We start from the raw sequence: 17,664 nt of genomic DNA on the forward strand, positions 1-17,664 counted from the left end.
GCTCGACGGAGCCCGGAGACTCGGGCCCCGGAGAGGAGGAGCCCGGCGACTCAGACCGCGGCGACCCAGGCCCCGGAGTGACGGACCCCGGTGACGCGGACCGGGCCGACTCCGGGCGCGGGGGCGCGGAGTCCTCGCTCGGGAGGAGGTCGACACCCAGTCGCTCGGCCACCCATGATCCGGACCATGCCACGGTGTTCACGCTCCCTTGCGTTCGGCCGGGGCTCCGGCGGCGAGCAGTTCGACGAAGCCGACGTCCTCGTTGGCCACGCCGAAGACGGCGGCGCGTTCCAGGGTGCGCTCGGCCCAGGCGCGGTGCGGCTTCACCTCGTTCATCTTGTTCGTATAGGCGGAGCGCAGGACTCCGCCGTCGAGTTCCGGACGCAGGATGTCCCGGGCGTCGCTGTACTCCTCGTGGCTGACCACGGACAGGGCGTGCACGGGCGGCACATGAGAGGGGTGGATGCAGGTCTTGCCGAGGAGGCCGTTGGCACGGTCGAGTTCGATCTCGCGCAGCAGGCCGTCCATGTCGTGCTCGATGAGGGCGGTACGCAGTTCCTCCGCCCGGCCGTGGAAGGGGCTGCGGCGCAGCTGGGGCTTGAACATGCGCTGCTGGACCCGGAAGTACTCCCACACCGGTCCGCTGACGGTGAAGCCCGTGCCGTCCGCGCGGGCGAGCTGGTTGACCACATCGGCGATGACCGAGGCGACGATCTGCACGTCGTACGCGGTCATGTCGGGGGTGCGGCGCAGTCCGTAGGTGGAGCAGAAGTCGGTCACGCCGAGGCGGAGGGCGAGGACGCGGTCGCGGTACTTGTCCACGGTGCGGGCGATACCGGCCAGGGCCTCGCGCCGGGTCTCCAGGTGCATGAGCTCGGGTGACTCGAGGACCGGCATGGCGTAGAGGCGGCGGCTGCCGAGGGCCTCGGCGTCACCGAGGGCTTCGAGGAAGGGGACACCCCGTTCCTCGGTGAACTTGGGGAGCACGAATCCGGACAGGAGCCGGACGTGCGGGCCGAGCCTGCGGACCAGGTCGGGTATCTGCTCGGGGGTGCGTACCCGGATGAAGAGCAGGGGCGGGTCGTCCGTCGCCCTCGGCTGGTCGGCGAGAGCGGAGAACTGGCGTATCAGGTTCTCCTCGGCCTCGGGCACATCGGCGTCGCCTATGGAGTCCTCCAGGCACAGCACCATCGAGACCACACCGCGGTCCGCCTGTTTCACCACGTCCTCGGCGAGGTGCGGCCTGGTGGCGGGGCTGTACAGCGTGGCGCCCAGGGCCACGGCGAGCATGCGCGCCGGTGACTCGGACGTGAAGGTGCGCGGCTCCTGGTGGAAGAGACGCTGCCGCACCTCCGGGGCGATGTGCCCGAAATGACGCATGGGACTCCCTGGTGGCGGAGGAGGCAGGACAAGATGTGGCCGGTAATAGTACGTAGGAATGCGTGTCCGGGGTTCCCGCTGAACATGAAGTTCCGGTAACCCGGCCGTGTCGGCGGCGCGCACGGGCGACCCCGGGGCGCGAAGCCCGGTGGCGTCCCCGCCCCGTCCTCGCGACGTCCCCGCGTTGTCCTGCGAGGGGCCGGGAGGGCAGGATGAGCGCATGACGCACGCGATGCTGAAGGGGGCGAACGTCCCGATCGAGGCCACATCGGTGCGTGCCCTGCTCCGATGGGCGCCCGGCCAGGGCGTGCCGGATGTCGATGTCTCGGCGCTGCTCCTCGGTCCGGACGGACGGGTGCGCTCGGACGAGGACTTCGTCTTCTACAACCAGCCCCGCCACCCCTCGGACCGGGTATGGCGGCTGGGCAAGAAGCGCGCGGGCGACCACGTCACCGACAGTGTGCAGGCGGACCTCGCGGGAATGGGCCCCGAGGTGCACCGCATCCTCCTCGTCGCCTCCGCGGACGATGTGCCCTTCGACCAGGTCCGGGCGCTGCGCATCCAGGTGCACGACGCAGCCTCGGAGGCCGAGCCGCTGGCGTACTTCGACATCACCCCGGAGACAGGTGCCGAGACGGCGCTGATCTGCGGGGAGATCTACCGGCGCGGAGCGGGCTGGAAGTTCCGCGCGCTGGGTGAGGGGTATTCGAACGGGCTGGTCGGACTGGCGACGGACTTCGGCATCTCCGTCGACGAGTCCGAGCCCTCGGCCCCGGACTCCGCCCAGGCCCCGCCTCCGGTCGCACCCGAGCCGGTGGCAGCCCCGGCGGCTTCCCAGGCCCAGACCCACGCCCACCCGCCGCCGCCCCAGGGGCCGCCGCCGCAACCGGCGTACGGCTACCCGCCCTCGGCGCCCACCCAGCCGGCGCCGCTGGGAGCCGACCCCGCCTACGGATACCCGCAGCCCGTGGGCGCGGACCCGGCCTTCACGATGCCGCCGCAGGGCCCGCAGTTCATCGGCCGCTGACCCGGGGCCCCGGCCGCCGGGCGGAGCGTCCGGCGGCGGAACCGGGCACCCGGTCGCAGGACCCGGCACCCGGCCCCGGAGGCGGGGCACAGCGCGGGAGCCTGTCCGCTCACCGGCAGCGCGCCGGCGCCCCCGGCCGTGCTACTTGGCCGTCTTGTAGCCGCGGCCCCATTGCAGGCCCCAGCCGTACAGGCGGTCGAGTTCGGCCTGGAAGCCGTAGACGAACTTGACCTCGCGGCGCACCGTCAGTTCGCCCTTGACGTTCTCGATCAGGAGGACGGCGCAGGAGCGGGACTGCGCGGCGCGCTCCTCCAGGCTGATCTCGATCCGGGGGCCGTTGCTCGGGTAGAGGGTGACCTTGGCGTGGGTGCGGTCGAAGGCGGGGGTCTGGTCGTAGATGTAGACGAAGACGAGCAGCCGCTTGATCGACTCGCGGTGGTCCAGGTTGATGTAGATCGTCTCGCCGGAGGGCGAGCCGAAGCGGTCGTCGCCGCTGAGCTTCACATAGGGCGGGGTGTTCAGGTCGCCGAAGAAGCCGCCCAGGGGCTGGACCACGCCCTTCTCGCCGTCGACCATTTCGTAGAGGCAGCCGATGTCCAGGTCGACGTTGACCACGCCCTGGGTGTGCGCCTGCACGACCTCGGGCTTGAAGAGCGTGAGCGGGTTGCGTAAGAGGCTGCCGCCGCTGCGCGAGGACTTGCCCATGAAGTCGGAGGTGCGCATCCGCCAGGAGAGGTTGACGCGGAGGTTACCGCTGTCGGCGCCCTGCTTCGTGAGCGAGACCGCCGGGCTCCGTTTGGTCAACTCGATGGCGTTGCTCGCCGCGCTGCCCGAGTCGAACACCGTCGACCGACCGCGCCACAGACCGTCCCAGAAGGCCATTGCGCCCCCACCTCTCCTCGCGAGGAAGTCCCCTGCCCGCAGGGTGCCCCCTGTCCGTCTTCGGCATGCTCGCTCCGGCACGCCTGCGGGGCGGCCCCGAGGAACCTGTCCTCGACGGCCGCCCCGCACTGATGCATTCCTCTTCCCGTGCCCTCTCACGCACCCCGGTCCGCGTTCGGCCACCGGCAGTTCAGGAGCACGGCCCGGACGGGATCGGACCCGTCAGACGGAGACCTCGGTCTTCTCGTCCGATTCCTCTCCCCCGGCGGCCTCGATCTTCTTGTTGCGGCGTACCGAGGACCAGAAGGAGGCGGCGATCAGGACGACGCCGACCAGGCCGGTGACGACCTCGTTGATCTGGTACTGGATGGTGACGAGGAGGATCAGGGCGAGCGCGCCGATGGCGTAGTGGGCGCCGTGCTCCAGGTAGACGTAGTCGTCCAGGGTGCCCTGGCGGACCAGGTAGACGGTGAGCGACCTGACGTACATGGCGCCGATGCCGAGGCCGAGGGCCATCATCACGATGTCGTTGGTGACGGCGAAGGCGCCGATGACTCCGTCGAAGGAGAAGGAGGCGTCGAGGACTTCGAGGTAGAGGAACATGAAGAAGGCGGCCTGGCCGCTGAGTTTGACCGCGGAGACGTTCTTGCCGCGCTTCTTGGCCTCTTCCTCGGCCTCGTGCTCGCGCTCCTCGGCCTCTTCGAGACGGTTCTCGAAGTAGCCGGAGAGCCCGCCGACCACGAGGTAGGTGATCAGACCCGCGACACCGGCGAGCAGGACCGTCTCGGCCTTGTCGGCGTGGCCGCCGCCGTGCTGGTGTGCGTTGGCGGCGAAGGTCAGCGCGGCGATCATGAGAACGATCAGGGCGATGCAGACCGAGAGCATGTCGACCTTGCCGAGCTTGGCGAGCGGCCGCTCCAGCCAGCTGAGCCACTTGATGTCGCGCTCCTCGAAGATGAAGTCGAGGAAGATCATCAGCAGGAACATGCCGCCGAAGGCCGCGATCGACGGGTGGGCGTCGGTCACCAGCTCCTGATAGCGGTCCTTGTCGGTCATGGCGAGATCGACCGCGTCGATCGGGCCGATCTTGGCGCTGATCGCGACGATCACGACGGGGAAGACCAGCCGCATGCCGAAGACGGCGATCAGGATGCCGACGGTGAGGAAGATCTTCTGCCAGAAGGCATTCATCTTCTTCAGGATTCCGGCGTTGACCACGGCGTTGTCGAAGGACAGCGAGATCTCGAGGATGGCCAGGATCGCGACGACCCCGAACGCGGTCCATCCCCCGTAGAACACCGCTGCGACCAGACCGAGCGCGGTGACCGCGAACGACCAGCCGAAGGTTTTCAGAAGCACTGGCTACCCAATCGTGTGTGTGGGGGTCCCCCCGGAGGATCCGGGGGAGGGTCTCCCCCCTCGCCGTACCCGGCTTTACGAAACATTGACCCCGAAGTCTAGAGCGATGCCTCGCAGGCCCGACGCGTACCCCTGGCCCACGGCCCTGAACTTCCACTCACCGTTGTACCGGTACAGCTCGCCGAAGATCATCGCCGTCTCGGTGGAGGCGTCCTCGGACAGGTCGTAGCGTGCCAGTTCCTGGCCGTCCGCCTGATTGACGACACGGATGAAGGCGTTGCTGACCTGGCCGAAGGCCTGGCCGCGGTTGTCCGCGTCATGGATGGAGACCGGGAAGACGATCTTGTCGCAGTGGGCCGGCACCTTGGAGAGGTCGACGAGCAGCGACTCGTCGTCGCCGTCGCCCTCACCGGTGAGGTTGTCACCGGTGTGCTCCACGGAGCCGTCCGGACTGGTCAGATTGTTGTAGAAGACGAACCACTCGTCGCCGAGCACCCGCCCCGACTGGCACAGCAGCGCGCTGGCGTCGAGGTCGAAGGGGGCTCCGGTGGTGGAGCGCGCGTCCCAGCCGAGCCCGACCATCACCTGGGTGAGATTCGGTGCGGCCTTGGAGAGGGAGACATTGCCCCCCTTGGCGAGTGTGACGCCCATGTTCGTGGTCCTCCCCGATGGTGGTGATCCCCGTTGATACCCCACCCCGCGGTCCTCACGCCCGGTGCACGCGACGGGGGCGGGGTGGCTGGACGGCATCCGGCGGCCCGCGCCTCGGGCGGGACCCTCCGGCACCGGCCGATGCCCCGTGCGCGTCCGGCGCCGCACGGTGGTGTGCGGCGCCGGACGGCGGTTGGTGCCTCGCTTACGTCCTCAGACGTTCACGCCGAAGTCCTGCGCGATGCCGCGCAGACCCGAGGCGTAGCCCTGGCCGATGGCGCGGAACTTCCACTCCGCGCCGTGCCGGTAGAGCTCACCGAAGACCATGGCGGTCTCGGTGGAGGCGTCCTCGGAGAGGTCGTACCGAGCGATCTCGGCCTCGCCGGCCTGGTTGACCACGCGGATGAACGCGTTGCGCACCTGGCCGAAGGACTGCTGGCGGTTCTCCGCGTCATAGATGGAGACCGGGAAAACGATCTTCTCCACCTCGGCGGGGACCCCGGCCAGGTTGACCTTGATCTGCTCGTCGTCGCCCTCGCCCTCACCGGTGATGTTGTCGCCGGTGTGCTCCACCGAGCCGTCGGGGCTCTTGAGGTTGTTGAAGAACACGAAGTTCTGGTCGCTGGCGACCTTGCCCTCGGCGTTCGTCAGGATGGCGCTGGCATCGAGGTCGAAGTCGGTGCCGGTGGTGGTGCGCACATCCCAGCCCAGACCGATCGTGACCGCGGTCAGGCCCGGTGCCTCCTTGGTCAGCGAGACGTTGCCGCCCTTGCTGAGGCTGACTCCCACGAGTCCTCCCTTGGTATGCAGGGGCCTGGCCCCCGTCGTGCGTTGGCTTCTTGTGACAACGAGTGGATCCTAGTGACGGGTTCCCCGCCACGGCCCTCCTTGGGGCGCAGGAATCACAGGGTGTCGAGCGCCTTGACGTAGTCGTTCAGGTCGCGGGCGTCGGGCAGGCCGTTCTCGACCGTCCAGCGCACCACGCCCTCCTTGTCGATGATGAAGGTGCCGCGCACGGCGCACCCCTTCTCCTCGTCGAAGACGCCGTAGGCCCGCGAGGTCTCGCCGTGCGGCCAGAAGTCGGAGAGCAGCGGGTACTCCAGGCCCTCCTGCTCGGCGAAGACCCGCAGGCTGAACGGGGAGTCGTTGGAGACGGCGAGCAGCTGGACCTCGTCGTTGACGAACTTCGGGAGTTCGTCGCGCAGGGCGCACAGCTCGCCGGTGCACACGCCGGTGAACGCGAACGGGTAGAAGAGCAGCACCACGTTCTTCTCGCCGCGGAAGTCCGCGAGCCGCACGGTCTCGCCGTGCTGGTTCTTGAGCGCAAAGTCCGGGGCCTTGGTGCCGACCTCGATCGCCATGGTCACGCCATCCCTTCCACGGGGCTGTCGGAGGCTGTTCAGGTGACCCACCCTACGCAGTGATCCCCCCGGCCCTCGCGGCACGTCCCGGCTGCGACCCCTCGGCGGCCGGCCGTCATGGGCGCCGAGGGCACGAGCCGCCGGAAAAGGGCGCGGGCCCGTGCCCCGGAGCGATGTCCGGGGCACGGGCCCGCTGGTGAGGTCTCGGCCGCTAGCGCTTCTTGGCGGCCGCCTTGGGTGTGACCAGGCGGCTGCCGGTCCAGTCCTTGCCGACGCTGAGCGTCTTGGTCTGGGACAGGCCCGCGGTCTGCGCGGCCTCGTTGATGTCGCTCGGCTCGACATACCCGTCGCGGCCGGTCTTCGGCGTCAGCAGGACGAGGGGCGCGCCCTCGTCGATGAGCGTCGTGGCATCGACGAGGGCGTCCGTCAGGTCGCCGTCGTCCTCACGGAACCAGACGACCACCGCGTCGGCGACGTCGTCGTAGTCCTCGTCGACGAGTTCCTTGCCACTGGTCTCCTGGATCGCCTCACGGAGCTCGTGGTCGACGTCCTCGTCGTAGCCGATCTCCTGGACCACCTGTCCGGGCTGGATACCCAGCCTTGCGGCCAGGCTCGTCCGCTCCTCCGCGTGGTCCGCGGTCGCGCTCACGGATTGCCTCCTGATCATGTTTCGGAAGTGTCGGGGACCTCGCGCGTACGCGGGGCTTTGGCCGTAGTCCACACGTGCGGGACGGATCGCGCAAGTACCCGGCCGTGCAGACCGCCGAAACGGTGACGTTCCGGGCCGTGTCACCGCAACTCATGGCATGACTCCACGGTAACGGGTCTCGGACGCCCCTTCGGAATGAACCCTTTCGCGGCTTTCCTCCCCGACCCCTCCCGGCCCGCGCGTGACCGCGTCCAACACGCGGAAAGCCCGGGCAAAGAGGACATGTCATCCGAAGATCCGCCGCCGGGCCCGGAAAGGTTGCGGTTACCAATGAGTAGAGATGACGTACGCCCCCGCGAGGTCCACGATGGGAGCGGCATACCCGCAGCACCAAGCCCCCTCAGTGCCCCCAGACAGCGAAGGAACAGCGTGGCTTCCGGATCCGATCGCAATCCGATCATCATTGGCGGCCTTCCCAGCCAGGTCCCGGACTTTGATCCCGAAGAGACCCAGGAGTGGCTCGACTCCCTCGACGCGGCCGTCGACGAGCGGGGCCGCGAGCGCGCCCGGTACCTCATGCTCCGGCTGATCGAGCGGGCCCGCGAGCGCCGCGTCGCCGTGCCCGAGATGCGCAGCACGGACTACATCAACACCATCGCCACCAAGGACGAGCCGTTCTTCCCCGGCAACGAGGACATCGAGCGCAAGGTCCTGAACGCCACCCGCTGGAACGCGGCCGTGATGGTCTCGCGCGCCCAGCGCCCCGGCATCGGGGTCGGCGGCCACATCGCGACCTTCGCCTCCTCGGCCTCGCTCTACGACGTCGGCTTCAACCACTTCTTCCGCGGCAAGGACGAGGGCGACGGCGGCGACCAGATCTTCTTCCAGGGCCACGCCTCGCCCGGCATCTACGCCCGGGCCTTCCTGCTCGACCGGCTGAACGAGCAGCAGCTCGACGGCTTCCGGCAGGAGAAGTCGCGCTTCCCCGAGGGGCTTTCGAGCTATCCGCACCCGCGCTCCATGCCGGACTTCTGGGAGTTCCCGACCGTCTCGATGGGCCTCGGCCCGCTCGGCGCGATCTTCCAGGCCCGGATGAACCGCTATATGGAGGCGCGCGGCATCGCCGACACCTCCAAGTCGCACGTCTGGGCCTTCCTCGGCGACGGCGAGATGGACGAGCCCGAGTCGCTGGGCCAGCTCTCCATCGCCGCCCGCGAGGGGCTGGACAACCTGACCTTCGTGGTCAACTGCAACCTCCAGCGCCTCGACGGCCCGGTGCGCGGCAACGGCAAGATCATCCAGGAGCTGGAGTCGCAGTTCCGCGGCGCGGGCTGGAACGTCGTCAAGCTCGTCTGGGACCGCACCTGGGACCCGCTGCTCGCCCAGGACCGCGACGGGCTGCTCGTCAACAAGCTCAACACCACGCCGGACGGGCAGTTCCAGACGTACGCGACGGAGACCGGCTCCTACATCCGCGACCACTTCTTCGGCGACGACCAGCGGCTGCGGGCCATGGTCGAGAGCATGTCGGACGACCAGATCCTGCACCTGGGGCGCGGCGGCCACGACCACCGGAAGATCTACGCGGCCTTCTCCGCCGCCAAGGCGCACAAGGGCCAGCCGACGGTGATCCTCGCGCAGACCGTCAAGGGCTGGACCCTCGGCCCCAACTTCGAGGGCCGCAACGCCACCCACCAGATGAAGAAGCTCACGGTGGCCGACCTCAAGGGCTTCCGCGACCGGCTGCACCTGCCCATCCCGGACAAGGAGCTGGAGAGCGGACTGCCGCCGTACTACCACCCGGGCCGGGACTCGGAAGAGATCCAGTACATGCACGACCGGCGCAAATCCCTCGGCGGGTACGCACCGACCCGGGTGGTGCGCGCCAAGCCGCTGCCGCTGCCCGAGGAGAAGACGTACGCGACCGTGAAGAAGGGGTCGGGTCAGCAGTCGATCGCCACCACCATGGCCTTCGTACGGCTGCTGAAGGACCTCATGCGGGACAAGGAGATCGGCAAGCGCTTCGTGCTGATCGCGCCGGACGAGTACCGCACCTTCGGCATGGACTCCTTCTTCCCGAGTGCGAAGATCTACAACCCGCTCGGCCAGCAGTACGAGTCCGTGGACCGCGAACTCCTGCTCGCCTACAAGGAGTCGCCGACCGGGCAGATGCTGCACGACGGCATCTCCGAGGCGGGCTGCACCGCCTCGCTGATCGCGGCCGGCTCCGCGTACGCCACGCACGGCGAGCCGCTGATCCCGGTCTACGTCTTCTACTCGATGTTCGGTTTCCAGCGCACCGGTGACCAGTTCTGGCAGATGGCCGACCAGATGGCGCGCGGATTCGTCCTCGGCGCGACCGCCGGGCGCACGACCCTGACCGGTGAGGGGCTCCAGCACGCCGACGGGCACTCCCAGCTGCTCGCCTCCACCAACCCGGCGTGCGTGGCCTACGACCCGGCCTTCGGCTTCGAGATCGCGCACATCGTCAAGGACGGCCTGCGCCGGATGTACGGGCAGCCGGAGCCCGGCGAGGACCCGGACGTCTTCTACTACCTCACCGTCTACAACGAGCCGATCAAGCACCCGGCCGAGCCCGCGGACGTCGATGTCGAGGGCATCCTCAAGGGCATCCACCGGCTGCGGCCCGGCCAGGAGGGCGCGATCCCGGCGCAGATCCTCGCCTCCGGTGTCGCGGTGCCCTGGGCGCTCACGGCGCAGGAGATCCTCGCCCGCGACTGGAACGTGAAGGCCGACGTCTGGTCGGCGACCTCCTGGAACGAGCTGCGGCGCGAGGCCGTCGAGGTGGAGCGGCACAACCTGCTGCACCCCGAGGAGGAGCAGCGCACCCCGTACGTCACCCGCAAACTCGCGGGCAGCGAGGGGCCGTTCGTGGCCGTCTCGGACTGGATGCGCTCGGTGCCGGACCAGATCGCGCGCTGGGTGCCGGGCACCTACCAGTCGCTCGGCGCGGACGGCTTCGGCTTCGCGGACACCCGGGGCGCCGCCCGGCGCTTCTTCCACATCGACGCCGAGTCGATCGTGGTGGGCGTGCTCACCGAACTCGCCCGCGAGGGCAAGCTGGACCGCTCGGTGCTCAAGCAGGCCATCGACCGCTACCAGCTGCTCGACGTCGCCGCCGCGGACCCGGGTGCCGCCGGAGGCGACGCCTGAGAAGCGACGCCGGTCAGGAATCGCGGGGCCCGGAGGACTTCCTCCGGGCCCCGCGGTTCTAGCGCTCCCAGATCTTGAACGCCCGTACCCGGTACGGCGCCTGGGGCGTGTAGCTGCCCTTGCCGGGATAGGTGTCGAACTCCCCGGTCTCGGCGCACTCCTCGGACTGGTAGGTCGTCACCGGCCGCCCGGTGCGGTTGGCGAAGGACTGGGCGCCCCCCTTGCCGGGCAGCACCACGCAGCTCTCGATCGGGGTGCCGGAGAGCTCGTAGGTGCGCCGGGCGCCCTTGAACTCCGCCTTGTCCCACAGGCACAGCTCCCCCGCGGCGCAGGAGCCGAGCGCCGCCTTGGGCGCCGAGCGCGGGGCCGGTGCCGAGTGGGCCGGTGCCAGGGCGAGGCAGGAGAGTGCCGCCGCGGTGAGGGTGATGGTCAGGTTCCTGCGGTTGACGTATCGCGTCATGGTGGTGCCCCCGTGTCGGAGTGGATCAGTTGAGGAGCACCCTGATCTGCGGATCCGGCCCCGGGGAAGGGGCAACGGCGGCGATCACCCTGATAGGGGAAAAAGCCCCGCCGGGGTCCCGACGGGGCTTTCCGAACGCGGAGTTGACGCTCCGCGTGGCCGGATGCGGGCCCCTCCGCTCGGGCGGGCCCGCACTCGGCCGACTCAGATGTGACCGCCCGCGGCACCCGCCGCCTCAGCGTTCTGGCCGCGCTTGGTGAACAGGGCGACGAACACCGCGACCACCGAGACACCCGCCGCGACCAGGCAGGCAAGGCCCATCCCGGACATGAAGGTGTCGTGCGCGACGGTGGTGATCTTCTCGGCGAGGGAGGCCGGGGCGCCCTGGGGCACCGGCGCGACCCCGACCTGGACGGCCTCCTTGGCCTTGTCGAGCTGCTCCGGCGGCACCGGCGGCAGCTTCGCCTCGGCCATGTTCCCGGCCAGATCGCTGTCCACCTTCGAGGCCATCACGGCGCCCAGAACGGCCGTACCGAGGCTGCCGCCGATCTGCATGGCGGCCTGCTGGAGGCCTCCGGCGACACCCGAGAGCTCCAGCGGGGCGTTGCCGACGATGACCTCGGTCGCGCCGACCATCACCGGGGCGAGGCCGAGGCCGAGCAGGGCGAACCAGATGGACATGGTGAGGCTGCTGGTGCCGGCCTCCAGCTCGGACATGCCGAACATCGCCGTGGCGGTGCAGACCATGCCGCCCGCGAGCGGGATCCGCGGGCCGAGCTTGGTGATCAGGGCGCCCGCGACGGGGGAGCCGACGATCATCATGCCGGTGAGCGGCAGCAGGTGAAGGCCGCTGTCCACCGGGCTCATGCCGTGCACGTTCTGCAGGTAGAAGGTGACGAAGAAGAGGCCGCCGAGGAAGGCGACGGCCATCAGGACCATGAGGATCACACCGGCGGACAGCGCCACCGAGCGGAACAGGCCCATCGGGACGAGGGGTTCGGCGGTCCTGGTCTCCCAGAGCGCGAAGACGACGAAGCTGACCGCGGAGACGGCGAGGAAGGTCCAGGTGCCGCCGTCGCCCCAGCCCCACTCGGGCGCCTTGATGAGGGCCCAGACGAGACAGAACATGGCCGCCGAGAGCAGCAGGATGCCCGGGATGTCGAAGGACCGGGGCGCCTTCTCCGCGCGGTGGTCGAGGATGATCAGCACGCCGAGCACCACCGCGAGGGCGCCGACCGGCAGGTTGATGAAGAAGACCGACTCCCAGCTGACGTGCTGGACGAGCAGGCCGCCGATGATCGGGCCGCCGGCCGTGGAGGCGCCGATGACCATGCCCCAGATGCCGATCGCCATGTTGAGCTTCTCGGCGGGGAAGGTGGCGCGCAGGATGCCGAGGGCGGCGGGCATCAGGAGCGCGCCGAACAGGCCCTGCAGCACCCGGAAGGCGACCACCGCGGCGATGCCGCTGGACAGGCCGATGGCGCCGGAGGCCAGCGCGAAACCGGCGGCGCCGATCAGGAAGGTCTGCCGGTGCCCGAAGCGGTCGCCGATCTTGCCCGCGGTGATCAGGGCGACGGCGAGCGCCAGGAAGTAGGCGTTGGTGATCCACTGGACGTCCGCGAAGGAGGCGCCCAGATCCGCCTGGATGGCAGGGTTGGCGATGGCGACGATGGTGCCGTCCAGGGCGACCATCGTGACACCGAAGGCCACGGTCAGCAGGGTCAGCCAGGGGTGGCCGCGCAGCCGGCCGGCCGCGGCTGCGGGGGGTGCGGCCGGCGTGCTGTCCGCCGGTTCCTTGGGGTCGACGGTGGTCTGACTAGTCATACGGCCGAGGCTAATGTCAGCGGCTGACGCGAAGCAATCCGATTAGCCGGGCGGCCAGTTGTCTACCGCGTCACGTCGCGGGCGCGCCCCGGTGCCCGCGTAGGATCCGCCGCTCGACACCCCGAAGGGAAACGTCACGGAGATGACCACGGAGTTCCCCGCCCCGGCGCCCGGCCTGCGCGCGCGCAAGAAGCAGCGCACCCGGGACGAGCTGCTGCGCGCCGCCCTCGAACTCTTCACCTCCCAGGGCTACGAGGAGACGACGGTCGACGAGATCTCCGAGGCCGTCCAGGTCTCCCAGCGCACCTTCTTCCGGCACTTCAGCAGCAAGGAGGACGCCGCCTTCCGCGTACAGGACCTCATCGAGTCGCACTTCGTCACCACGGTGAGCGGACGGCCGCCCGGTGAGGCCCCGCTGGAGGCGATGCGGCGGGCCGTGCTCGACGCCTGGAACACGGTCGGGGAGGCGATCGAGGCGCTGGTCCCGCTGGAACTGCACATGCGCACGTACCAGTTGATCGAGTCCACGCCCTCGCTGCTCGCCACCCATATGCGCCGCTCGGCCGATCTGGAGGAGGTGCTCGCGCGGGTGATCGCCGAGCGTGAGGGGCTCGACGTGGACGAGGACCCGCGGCCGCGCCTCGTGGTGGCCGCCTTCAGCGGGGTGATGCGGATGACCGGCCGCAGATGGGGCGCCGGGAACGAGGCGACCGTGGAGTCGATCCGCGAGATCACCGCGGCCTACCTGGACCGCTTCGAGTCGGCGCTCGCCGCCGATTGGCACCGGGGGTGACACCCGGGCGGGCCGGTGTGCCCGCCCGCGCGGGCCCGAAGTCCCGTCGCGCAGCGTCACAAGCCCTGTGGGACTGGTCCGTTCTGCCCCAAAAGCGGCATGGATAAGGTGACCTGGGCCACCCGTTTCACGGTGCGCGGCGGGGTTCTCCTAGGGTGTCCCGCAGTGACTTCCTCCGACACTTCCACCCAGCTCACCGTCTGGCGCACGCTGCTCGCCCTGGCCGTCGTCTTCGTCATGCTGGCGACGACCGGCTGGACCGCCGTGCGCCACCACCGGCCCGCACCCTCCCCGGTGCAGGCCGCCTTCGACGCCTGGGAGCAGGGAGGAATCGGCGGCCGTCCGCTGCCCTCCGCGCACGCGGCGCCCGAGCGGCAGCACCGCTTCTTCGCCTCGCTCGACGGCCGCCAGGAGCGGTGGCTGCTGCACCGGTACCCGCTCGCCGTCGGCAATATGAACGGCGCGCCGGTGAAGCTGCGCTACCGGGCCAACCGGATCGCCCTCACCGACGCCCGCGGGGTGGAGCTGCGGCGTATGCGGGACACCCGGCTCTCCCCCTACGGACGGCACGAGGCGGGCCGCCGGATGCACCGCCTGGAGGCGCTGCTCCGCCCGGAGCGGCACATCCTCGCCTTCGATCCGCTGGGCTCGGGCCGGGTGGCCGAGGTCTACGGCGACCTGGAGAAGGCCGAGCGGGTCTCGGTCGTGGTCCCGGGTGTGGACACCGACCTGCTGACCTTCCAGCGCACCGAGCGCAGATACAGCGCGCCGGCCGGGATGGCCGAGGCCCTGCACCGCGCCGAACGCGCCGCGAGCCCGGGCACCCGTACCGCGGTGATCGCCTGGGCCGACTACACCACGCCCAGCGGGATCGGCATGGACGCGGTGACCGCGGGCAAGGCGGAGGCGGGCGCCGAGCGGCTCAACGCGCTGCTGCACCGGCTGCCCGGACGTTCACCGGTGGCGCTGTACTGCCACAGCTACGGCTCGGTGGTCTGCGGGCTCGCCGCCGGTGAACTGCCGGGCCGGGTGCGGGACATCGCGGTCGCGGGCAGCCCGGGCATGCGCGCCTCGCACGCCGGGGACCTGCACACCCGGGCCCGCGTCTGGGCGGTGCGGGACAACGACGACTGGATCCGCGAGGTGCCCTTCCTGGAAGTCGGCGGCCTCGGGCACGGCGCCGACCCGGTCTCCCCCTCCTTCGGCGCACGGCGCCTGTCCGCCGATCTCGCGAAGGGCCACGCGGGATACTTCCTCCCCGGCACGGACAGTCTGGGAAATTTCGCCGCAATCGGTACCGGCGCCTACGAGTCGGTGCGCTGCGCACAGCAGGATCCTGCGTGCCGGAACGGTCTGACGGACGTCCTGGGCGCCGAACGCGCGTAGATACGTGCAAGAAGTGCGGTCGTCGAAGAGGCGACGTGAAGGGGCCCCGCGCATACGATGACCCGCATGGGTGACGTACTGGCTGGACTTCATGCCGCCTGGGAGTTCGAACCGGACTCCGTGCTCATCCGCTTCGAACGGGGGATCCGCACGCCGAAGCTCTTCCAGGCGCTCGGCGAACGCCGCATCCCCCTGGAGGCGATAGCGGCGGTGACACTGACTCCCGGGCGACGCGGTTCGGTCGTCCTGCACGCCGTGCCGAGACCCGGTGCCGACCCGCTGATGGAGGCGGCCGCCGGGCAGCTCAAGGAGGGCTGCGACCCCTACCGCCTGGTGCTGCCCGCGCAGCAGGAGACGCTCGCCGAGTACTACGCCGACGAACTGCGCGGCCGCCTGGTCGAGGACGCCGCCGAGGAGTCGGACCGGCACCTGGTGGCGCCGCCCGAGCCGCCCCGGCAGTTCAAGGCCTACGACGGCAGGGCGGTCTTCGACGGCGGCGCGGTCTCCTTCCGCTGGTTCTGGACCGGCGCCTCCTCGGCCAAGTGGAAGGCCGGGGACCAGAGCTACCCGGTCGACGAGCTCACCGGCGTCGAATGGCGCTCCCCCGAGGTCTTCGAGGGCCATCTGCGGCTGCGGCGCCGCGAGGACGAGTGCCAGTCCGACCAGCCCGCGCAGCCCGACCAGGACCCGGCGGCCGTGGTCTTCGGCCTCGGCTACGGACCCGTGCACGAATCGCTGCCCTTCGCCGCCGCGGTCCTCTCGGCGATACGTTCCTCCAACGGCGCCCTGAAGACCCGCAAGGTCCCCGAGCCCGCCCGCACCGGCGCCCGCAGCGACCCGGCGGACATCGCCGACCGCATCCGCCACCTGGGCGAGCTGCACCAGGCCGGCCTGGTGACCGACCGCGAGTTCAGCTCGAAGAAGGCGGAACTGCTCGCGGAGCTGTGAGCCCGACGGTGCCGTGATCGCGCGGGAGCCGTGGCCTCACGGGTGCCGGAAGGCCGCGAGTGCCGTGATCGCCCGAGTGCCGTGACCTCACGGATGCCGTCGCCTCACACGTGCCCTGGCCTCACGGATGCCGAAAGCCCATGGATGCCGAAAAGCCCGCGGGCCGGGAGGGCGCCTGAGCGCCGCCCCGGCCCGGAGCCGGTGGTGGTGCGGTGAGCGGGTGCCGCCTTACCGGGCGGCCGGGTCCCGCTCGGTGGAAGCGGCTCAGTCCCGTCCCGCCGAGGTGAAGGACATGTCCGCGTAGCGCTCGCCCGCCACCTCGCCCGCGAGGGGCTCCAGGGCGGCCAGTTCCTCCGCGGTCAGGACGAGGCGGGTGGCCTCGGTGTTCTCCTCCACGCGGCTGCGCTTGCGGGTGCCGGGGATCGGCACCACGGTCAGCCCGTGCACCTGGGCCCGCTGCTGCACCCAGGCCAGCGCGATCTGCCCGGCGCTCGCCGAGCGGGCCTTGGCGATCTCGTGCAGCGGGGCGAGCAGGGCGGCGTTCGCGGCCGCGTTGTCCCCGGTGAAGCGGGGCTGGGTGCGCCGGAAGTCGTCCTGGCTCAGGTCCTTCTCGGCGTTGACGAAGGAGCCGGTGAGGAAGCCCCGGCCGAGCGGCGAGTACGGCACCAGGGCCACGCCCAGCTCGGCGGCGGCCGGGACCACCGCGCGCTCGATGTCCCGGCTGAACAGGGACCACTCGGACTGCACGGCCGCGATGGGGTGCACTTCCTGCGCGGCGCGCAGCTCCCCGGCGGTCACCTCGCTGAGTCCCAGGTGCTTGACCTTGCCCTCGCGGACCAGTTCGGCCATCGCGCCGACCGACTCCTCGATCGGCACGTTCACATCCCGCCGGTGCATGTAGTAGAGGTCGACGGCCTCGACGCCGAGGCGGCCGAGGCTCCCCTCGATGGACTGGCGGATGTAGGCGGGGTCGTTGCGGATGGTGCGCCGGGAGGGGTCCTGGGGGTCGATGGTCAGGGAGTACTTGGTGGCGAGGACGACCTCCTCGCGGTGGGCGGCGAGGAAGGGGGCGAGGAACTTCTCGTTCTCCCCCGAGCCGTAGACGTCGGCGGTGTCGAACAGGGTGACGCCGAGTTCGAGTGCGCGCTCCAGGGTGGCGCGCGCCTCGTCGGCGTCGGTGGGCCCGTAGGCCCAGCTCATGCCCATGCAGCCGAGGCCCTGGATGCCGACCTCGGGTCCGCTGGTCCCGAGCTGTGCGGTGGCGATGCGGGTCATGTGGTGTCAGTGCCTCTCCGACGCGCGGGGCGCGTCAGCGTAGATGCTGATCTTGTGGTCGAGGACGGCGAGCGTGTCCTGGAGCTCGGCGATCCGGGCCAGTACGTCACGGCGGGTCTCCTCCAGGAGCGCGGACCGCTCCGCGTAGGTGCTCTCGCCCTCCCGTACGAGTTCGGCGTAGCGCACCATCCCGGCGACCGGCATGCCCGTCAGACGGAGCTTGCCGACCAGGTCGAGCCAGTCGAGGTCACGGTTGCGGTAGCGGCGCTGCCCGGTGTGGGAGCGGTCCACGTGCGGCATGAGCCCGATGCGCTCGTACCAGCGCAGGGTGTGCGCGGTCAGTCCGGTGAGGGCGACGACCTCGCTGATCGTGTAGTGGTCCTGCCCCTCGGGGCGCGGATGGACCGGCGGCCGGGGAGAGCAGAGCTGTTCCGCCCGGGCCTGGGTCGCGGCCGTGGTCTCGGTCACCGTCATGCCTCCACGCTAGAACCTTGG

16 protein-coding genes are annotated in these 17,664 nt (G+C 70.3%); 5 read left to right on the forward strand and 11 right to left on the reverse strand.

Annotated features, from left to right (window positions below):
• Positions 1–198 precede the first annotated feature (198 nt).
• A complete protein-coding gene (locus HFV08_RS17980; RefSeq protein ID WP_168540708.1) occupies positions 199–1,380 on the reverse strand; it encodes an HpcH/HpaI aldolase/citrate lyase family protein in 1,182 nt (393 codons plus the stop codon).
• A gap of 220 nt (positions 1,381–1,600) precedes the next feature.
• On the opposite strand from HFV08_RS17980, the gene HFV08_RS17985 reads away from it, so the two are divergent.
• Entirely contained in the window at positions 1,601–2,407 is an 807-nt protein-coding gene (locus tag HFV08_RS17985; protein WP_168540709.1) for a TerD family protein, read from the forward strand.
• Positions 2,408–2,548: 141 nt separating this feature from the next.
• On the opposite strand, the gene HFV08_RS17990 is transcribed toward HFV08_RS17985, so the two are convergent.
• The 6 genes from HFV08_RS17990 to HFV08_RS18015 all read right to left on the reverse strand — a co-directional run bounded on the left by HFV08_RS17990 (position 2,549) and on the right by HFV08_RS18015 (position 7,309).
• Positions 2,549–3,289 (reverse strand): TerD family protein, encoded by a 741-nt coding sequence (locus HFV08_RS17990; protein WP_168540710.1) that lies wholly within the window; start codon positions 3,287–3,289, stop codon positions 2,549–2,551.
• A 222-nt stretch (positions 3,290–3,511) separates the two neighbouring features.
• A complete protein-coding gene (locus HFV08_RS17995; RefSeq protein ID WP_168540711.1) occupies positions 3,512–4,648 on the reverse strand; it encodes a DUF475 domain-containing protein in 1,137 nt (378 codons plus the stop codon).
• Between the two features lie 75 nt (positions 4,649–4,723).
• Positions 4,724–5,299, reverse strand: a complete 576-nt coding sequence (locus HFV08_RS18000) for a TerD family protein (RefSeq protein WP_168540713.1) — start codon at positions 5,297–5,299, stop codon at positions 4,724–4,726.
• A 213-nt stretch (positions 5,300–5,512) separates the two neighbouring features.
• Entirely contained in the window at positions 5,513–6,088 is a 576-nt protein-coding gene (locus HFV08_RS18005; protein ID WP_168540715.1) for a TerD family protein, read from the reverse strand.
• 113 nt (positions 6,089–6,201) lie between these two features.
• A complete protein-coding gene (locus HFV08_RS18010) occupies positions 6,202–6,660 on the reverse strand; it encodes a peroxiredoxin (protein ID WP_040258261.1) in 459 nt (152 codons plus the stop codon).
• A gap of 211 nt (positions 6,661–6,871) precedes the next feature.
• Positions 6,872–7,309 (reverse strand): DUF3052 domain-containing protein, encoded by a 438-nt coding sequence (locus tag HFV08_RS18015; protein ID WP_040253944.1) that lies wholly within the window; start codon positions 7,307–7,309, stop codon positions 6,872–6,874.
• A 429-nt stretch (positions 7,310–7,738) separates the two neighbouring features.
• On the opposite strand from HFV08_RS18015, the gene aceE reads away from it, so the two are divergent.
• On the forward strand, positions 7,739–10,483 hold the full coding sequence (gene aceE / locus HFV08_RS18020) for a pyruvate dehydrogenase (acetyl-transferring), homodimeric type (RefSeq protein ID WP_168540717.1): 2,745 nt from the start codon (positions 7,739–7,741) through the stop codon (positions 10,481–10,483).
• 58 nt (positions 10,484–10,541) lie between these two features.
• Here aceE and HFV08_RS18025 read toward each other — a convergent pair whose 3' ends face one another.
• Both HFV08_RS18025 and HFV08_RS18030 read right to left on the reverse strand, forming a co-directional pair.
• Positions 10,542–10,943 carry a peptidase inhibitor family I36 protein gene (locus HFV08_RS18025; RefSeq protein ID WP_052482591.1) on the reverse strand — a complete coding sequence of 134 codons (402 nt, stop codon included), beginning with the start codon at positions 10,941–10,943 and terminating at the stop codon, positions 10,542–10,544.
• Between the two features lie 204 nt (positions 10,944–11,147).
• Positions 11,148–12,767: an MFS transporter gene (locus HFV08_RS18030; RefSeq protein WP_168540719.1), complete on the reverse strand. Its 1,620-nt coding sequence runs from the start codon at positions 12,765–12,767 to the stop codon at positions 11,148–11,150.
• Positions 12,768–12,909: 142 nt separating this feature from the next.
• On the opposite strand from HFV08_RS18030, the gene HFV08_RS18035 reads away from it, so the two are divergent.
• The 3 genes from HFV08_RS18035 (at position 12,910) to HFV08_RS18045 (ending at position 15,894) form a co-directional block, all read left to right on the forward strand.
• On the forward strand, positions 12,910–13,560 hold the full coding sequence (locus HFV08_RS18035) for a TetR/AcrR family transcriptional regulator (RefSeq protein ID WP_168540721.1): 651 nt from the start codon (positions 12,910–12,912) through the stop codon (positions 13,558–13,560).
• Between the two features lie 165 nt (positions 13,561–13,725).
• Entirely contained in the window at positions 13,726–14,946 is a 1,221-nt protein-coding gene (locus HFV08_RS18040) for an alpha/beta hydrolase (protein WP_168540723.1), read from the forward strand.
• Positions 14,947–15,012: 66 nt separating this feature from the next.
• On the forward strand, positions 15,013–15,894 hold the full coding sequence (locus HFV08_RS18045; protein WP_210430441.1) for a DUF4429 domain-containing protein: 882 nt from the start codon (positions 15,013–15,015) through the stop codon (positions 15,892–15,894).
• Positions 15,895–16,158: 264 nt separating this feature from the next.
• Here the strand turns inward: HFV08_RS18045 and HFV08_RS18050 are convergent, their stop codons facing one another.
• Both HFV08_RS18050 and HFV08_RS18055 read right to left on the reverse strand, forming a co-directional pair.
• Positions 16,159–17,169, reverse strand: coding sequence for an aldo/keto reductase (locus tag HFV08_RS18050; protein ID WP_168540727.1), 1,011 nt, complete (start codon positions 17,167–17,169; stop codon positions 16,159–16,161).
• Positions 17,170–17,175: 6 nt separating this feature from the next.
• Complete coding sequence (locus HFV08_RS18055) at positions 17,176–17,643, reverse strand: MerR family transcriptional regulator (protein ID WP_168540729.1); 468 nt, start codon at positions 17,641–17,643, stop codon at positions 17,176–17,178.
• Positions 17,644–17,664 lie beyond the last annotated feature (21 nt).

The organism is Streptomyces physcomitrii, from assembly GCF_012273655.1.
Classification (GTDB): Bacteria; Actinomycetota; Actinomycetes; order Streptomycetales; family Streptomycetaceae; genus Streptomyces; species Streptomyces physcomitrii.

Excerpts from the sequence above, each read along its gene's own strand:
- HFV08_RS17980 (WP_168540708.1), bottom strand. The coding sequence starts at position 1,380 with ATGCGTCATTTCGGGCACATCGCCCCGGAGGTGCGGCAGCGTCTCTTC.
- HFV08_RS17985 (WP_168540709.1), top strand. The coding sequence starts at position 1,601 with ATGACGCACGCGATGCTGAAGGGGGCGAACGTCCCGATCGAGGCCACA.
- HFV08_RS17990 (WP_168540710.1), bottom strand. The coding sequence starts at position 3,289 with ATGGCCTTCTGGGACGGTCTGTGGCGCGGTCGGTCGACGGTGTTCGAC.
- HFV08_RS18000 (WP_168540713.1), bottom strand. The coding sequence starts at position 5,299 with ATGGGCGTCACACTCGCCAAGGGGGGCAATGTCTCCCTCTCCAAGGCC.
- HFV08_RS18010 (WP_040258261.1), bottom strand. The coding sequence starts at position 6,660 with ATGGCGATCGAGGTCGGCACCAAGGCCCCGGACTTTGCGCTCAAGAAC.
- HFV08_RS18025 (WP_052482591.1), bottom strand. The coding sequence starts at position 10,943 with ATGACGCGATACGTCAACCGCAGGAACCTGACCATCACCCTCACCGCG.
- HFV08_RS18030 (WP_168540719.1), bottom strand. The coding sequence starts at position 12,767 with ATGACTAGTCAGACCACCGTCGACCCCAAGGAACCGGCGGACAGCACG.
- HFV08_RS18035 (WP_168540721.1), top strand. The coding sequence starts at position 12,910 with ATGACCACGGAGTTCCCCGCCCCGGCGCCCGGCCTGCGCGCGCGCAAG.
- HFV08_RS18045 (WP_210430441.1), top strand. The coding sequence starts at position 15,013 with ATGGGTGACGTACTGGCTGGACTTCATGCCGCCTGGGAGTTCGAACCG.
- HFV08_RS18050 (WP_168540727.1), bottom strand. The coding sequence starts at position 17,169 with ATGACCCGCATCGCCACCGCACAGCTCGGGACCAGCGGACCCGAGGTC.
- HFV08_RS18055 (WP_168540729.1), bottom strand. The coding sequence starts at position 17,643 with ATGACGGTGACCGAGACCACGGCCGCGACCCAGGCCCGGGCGGAACAG.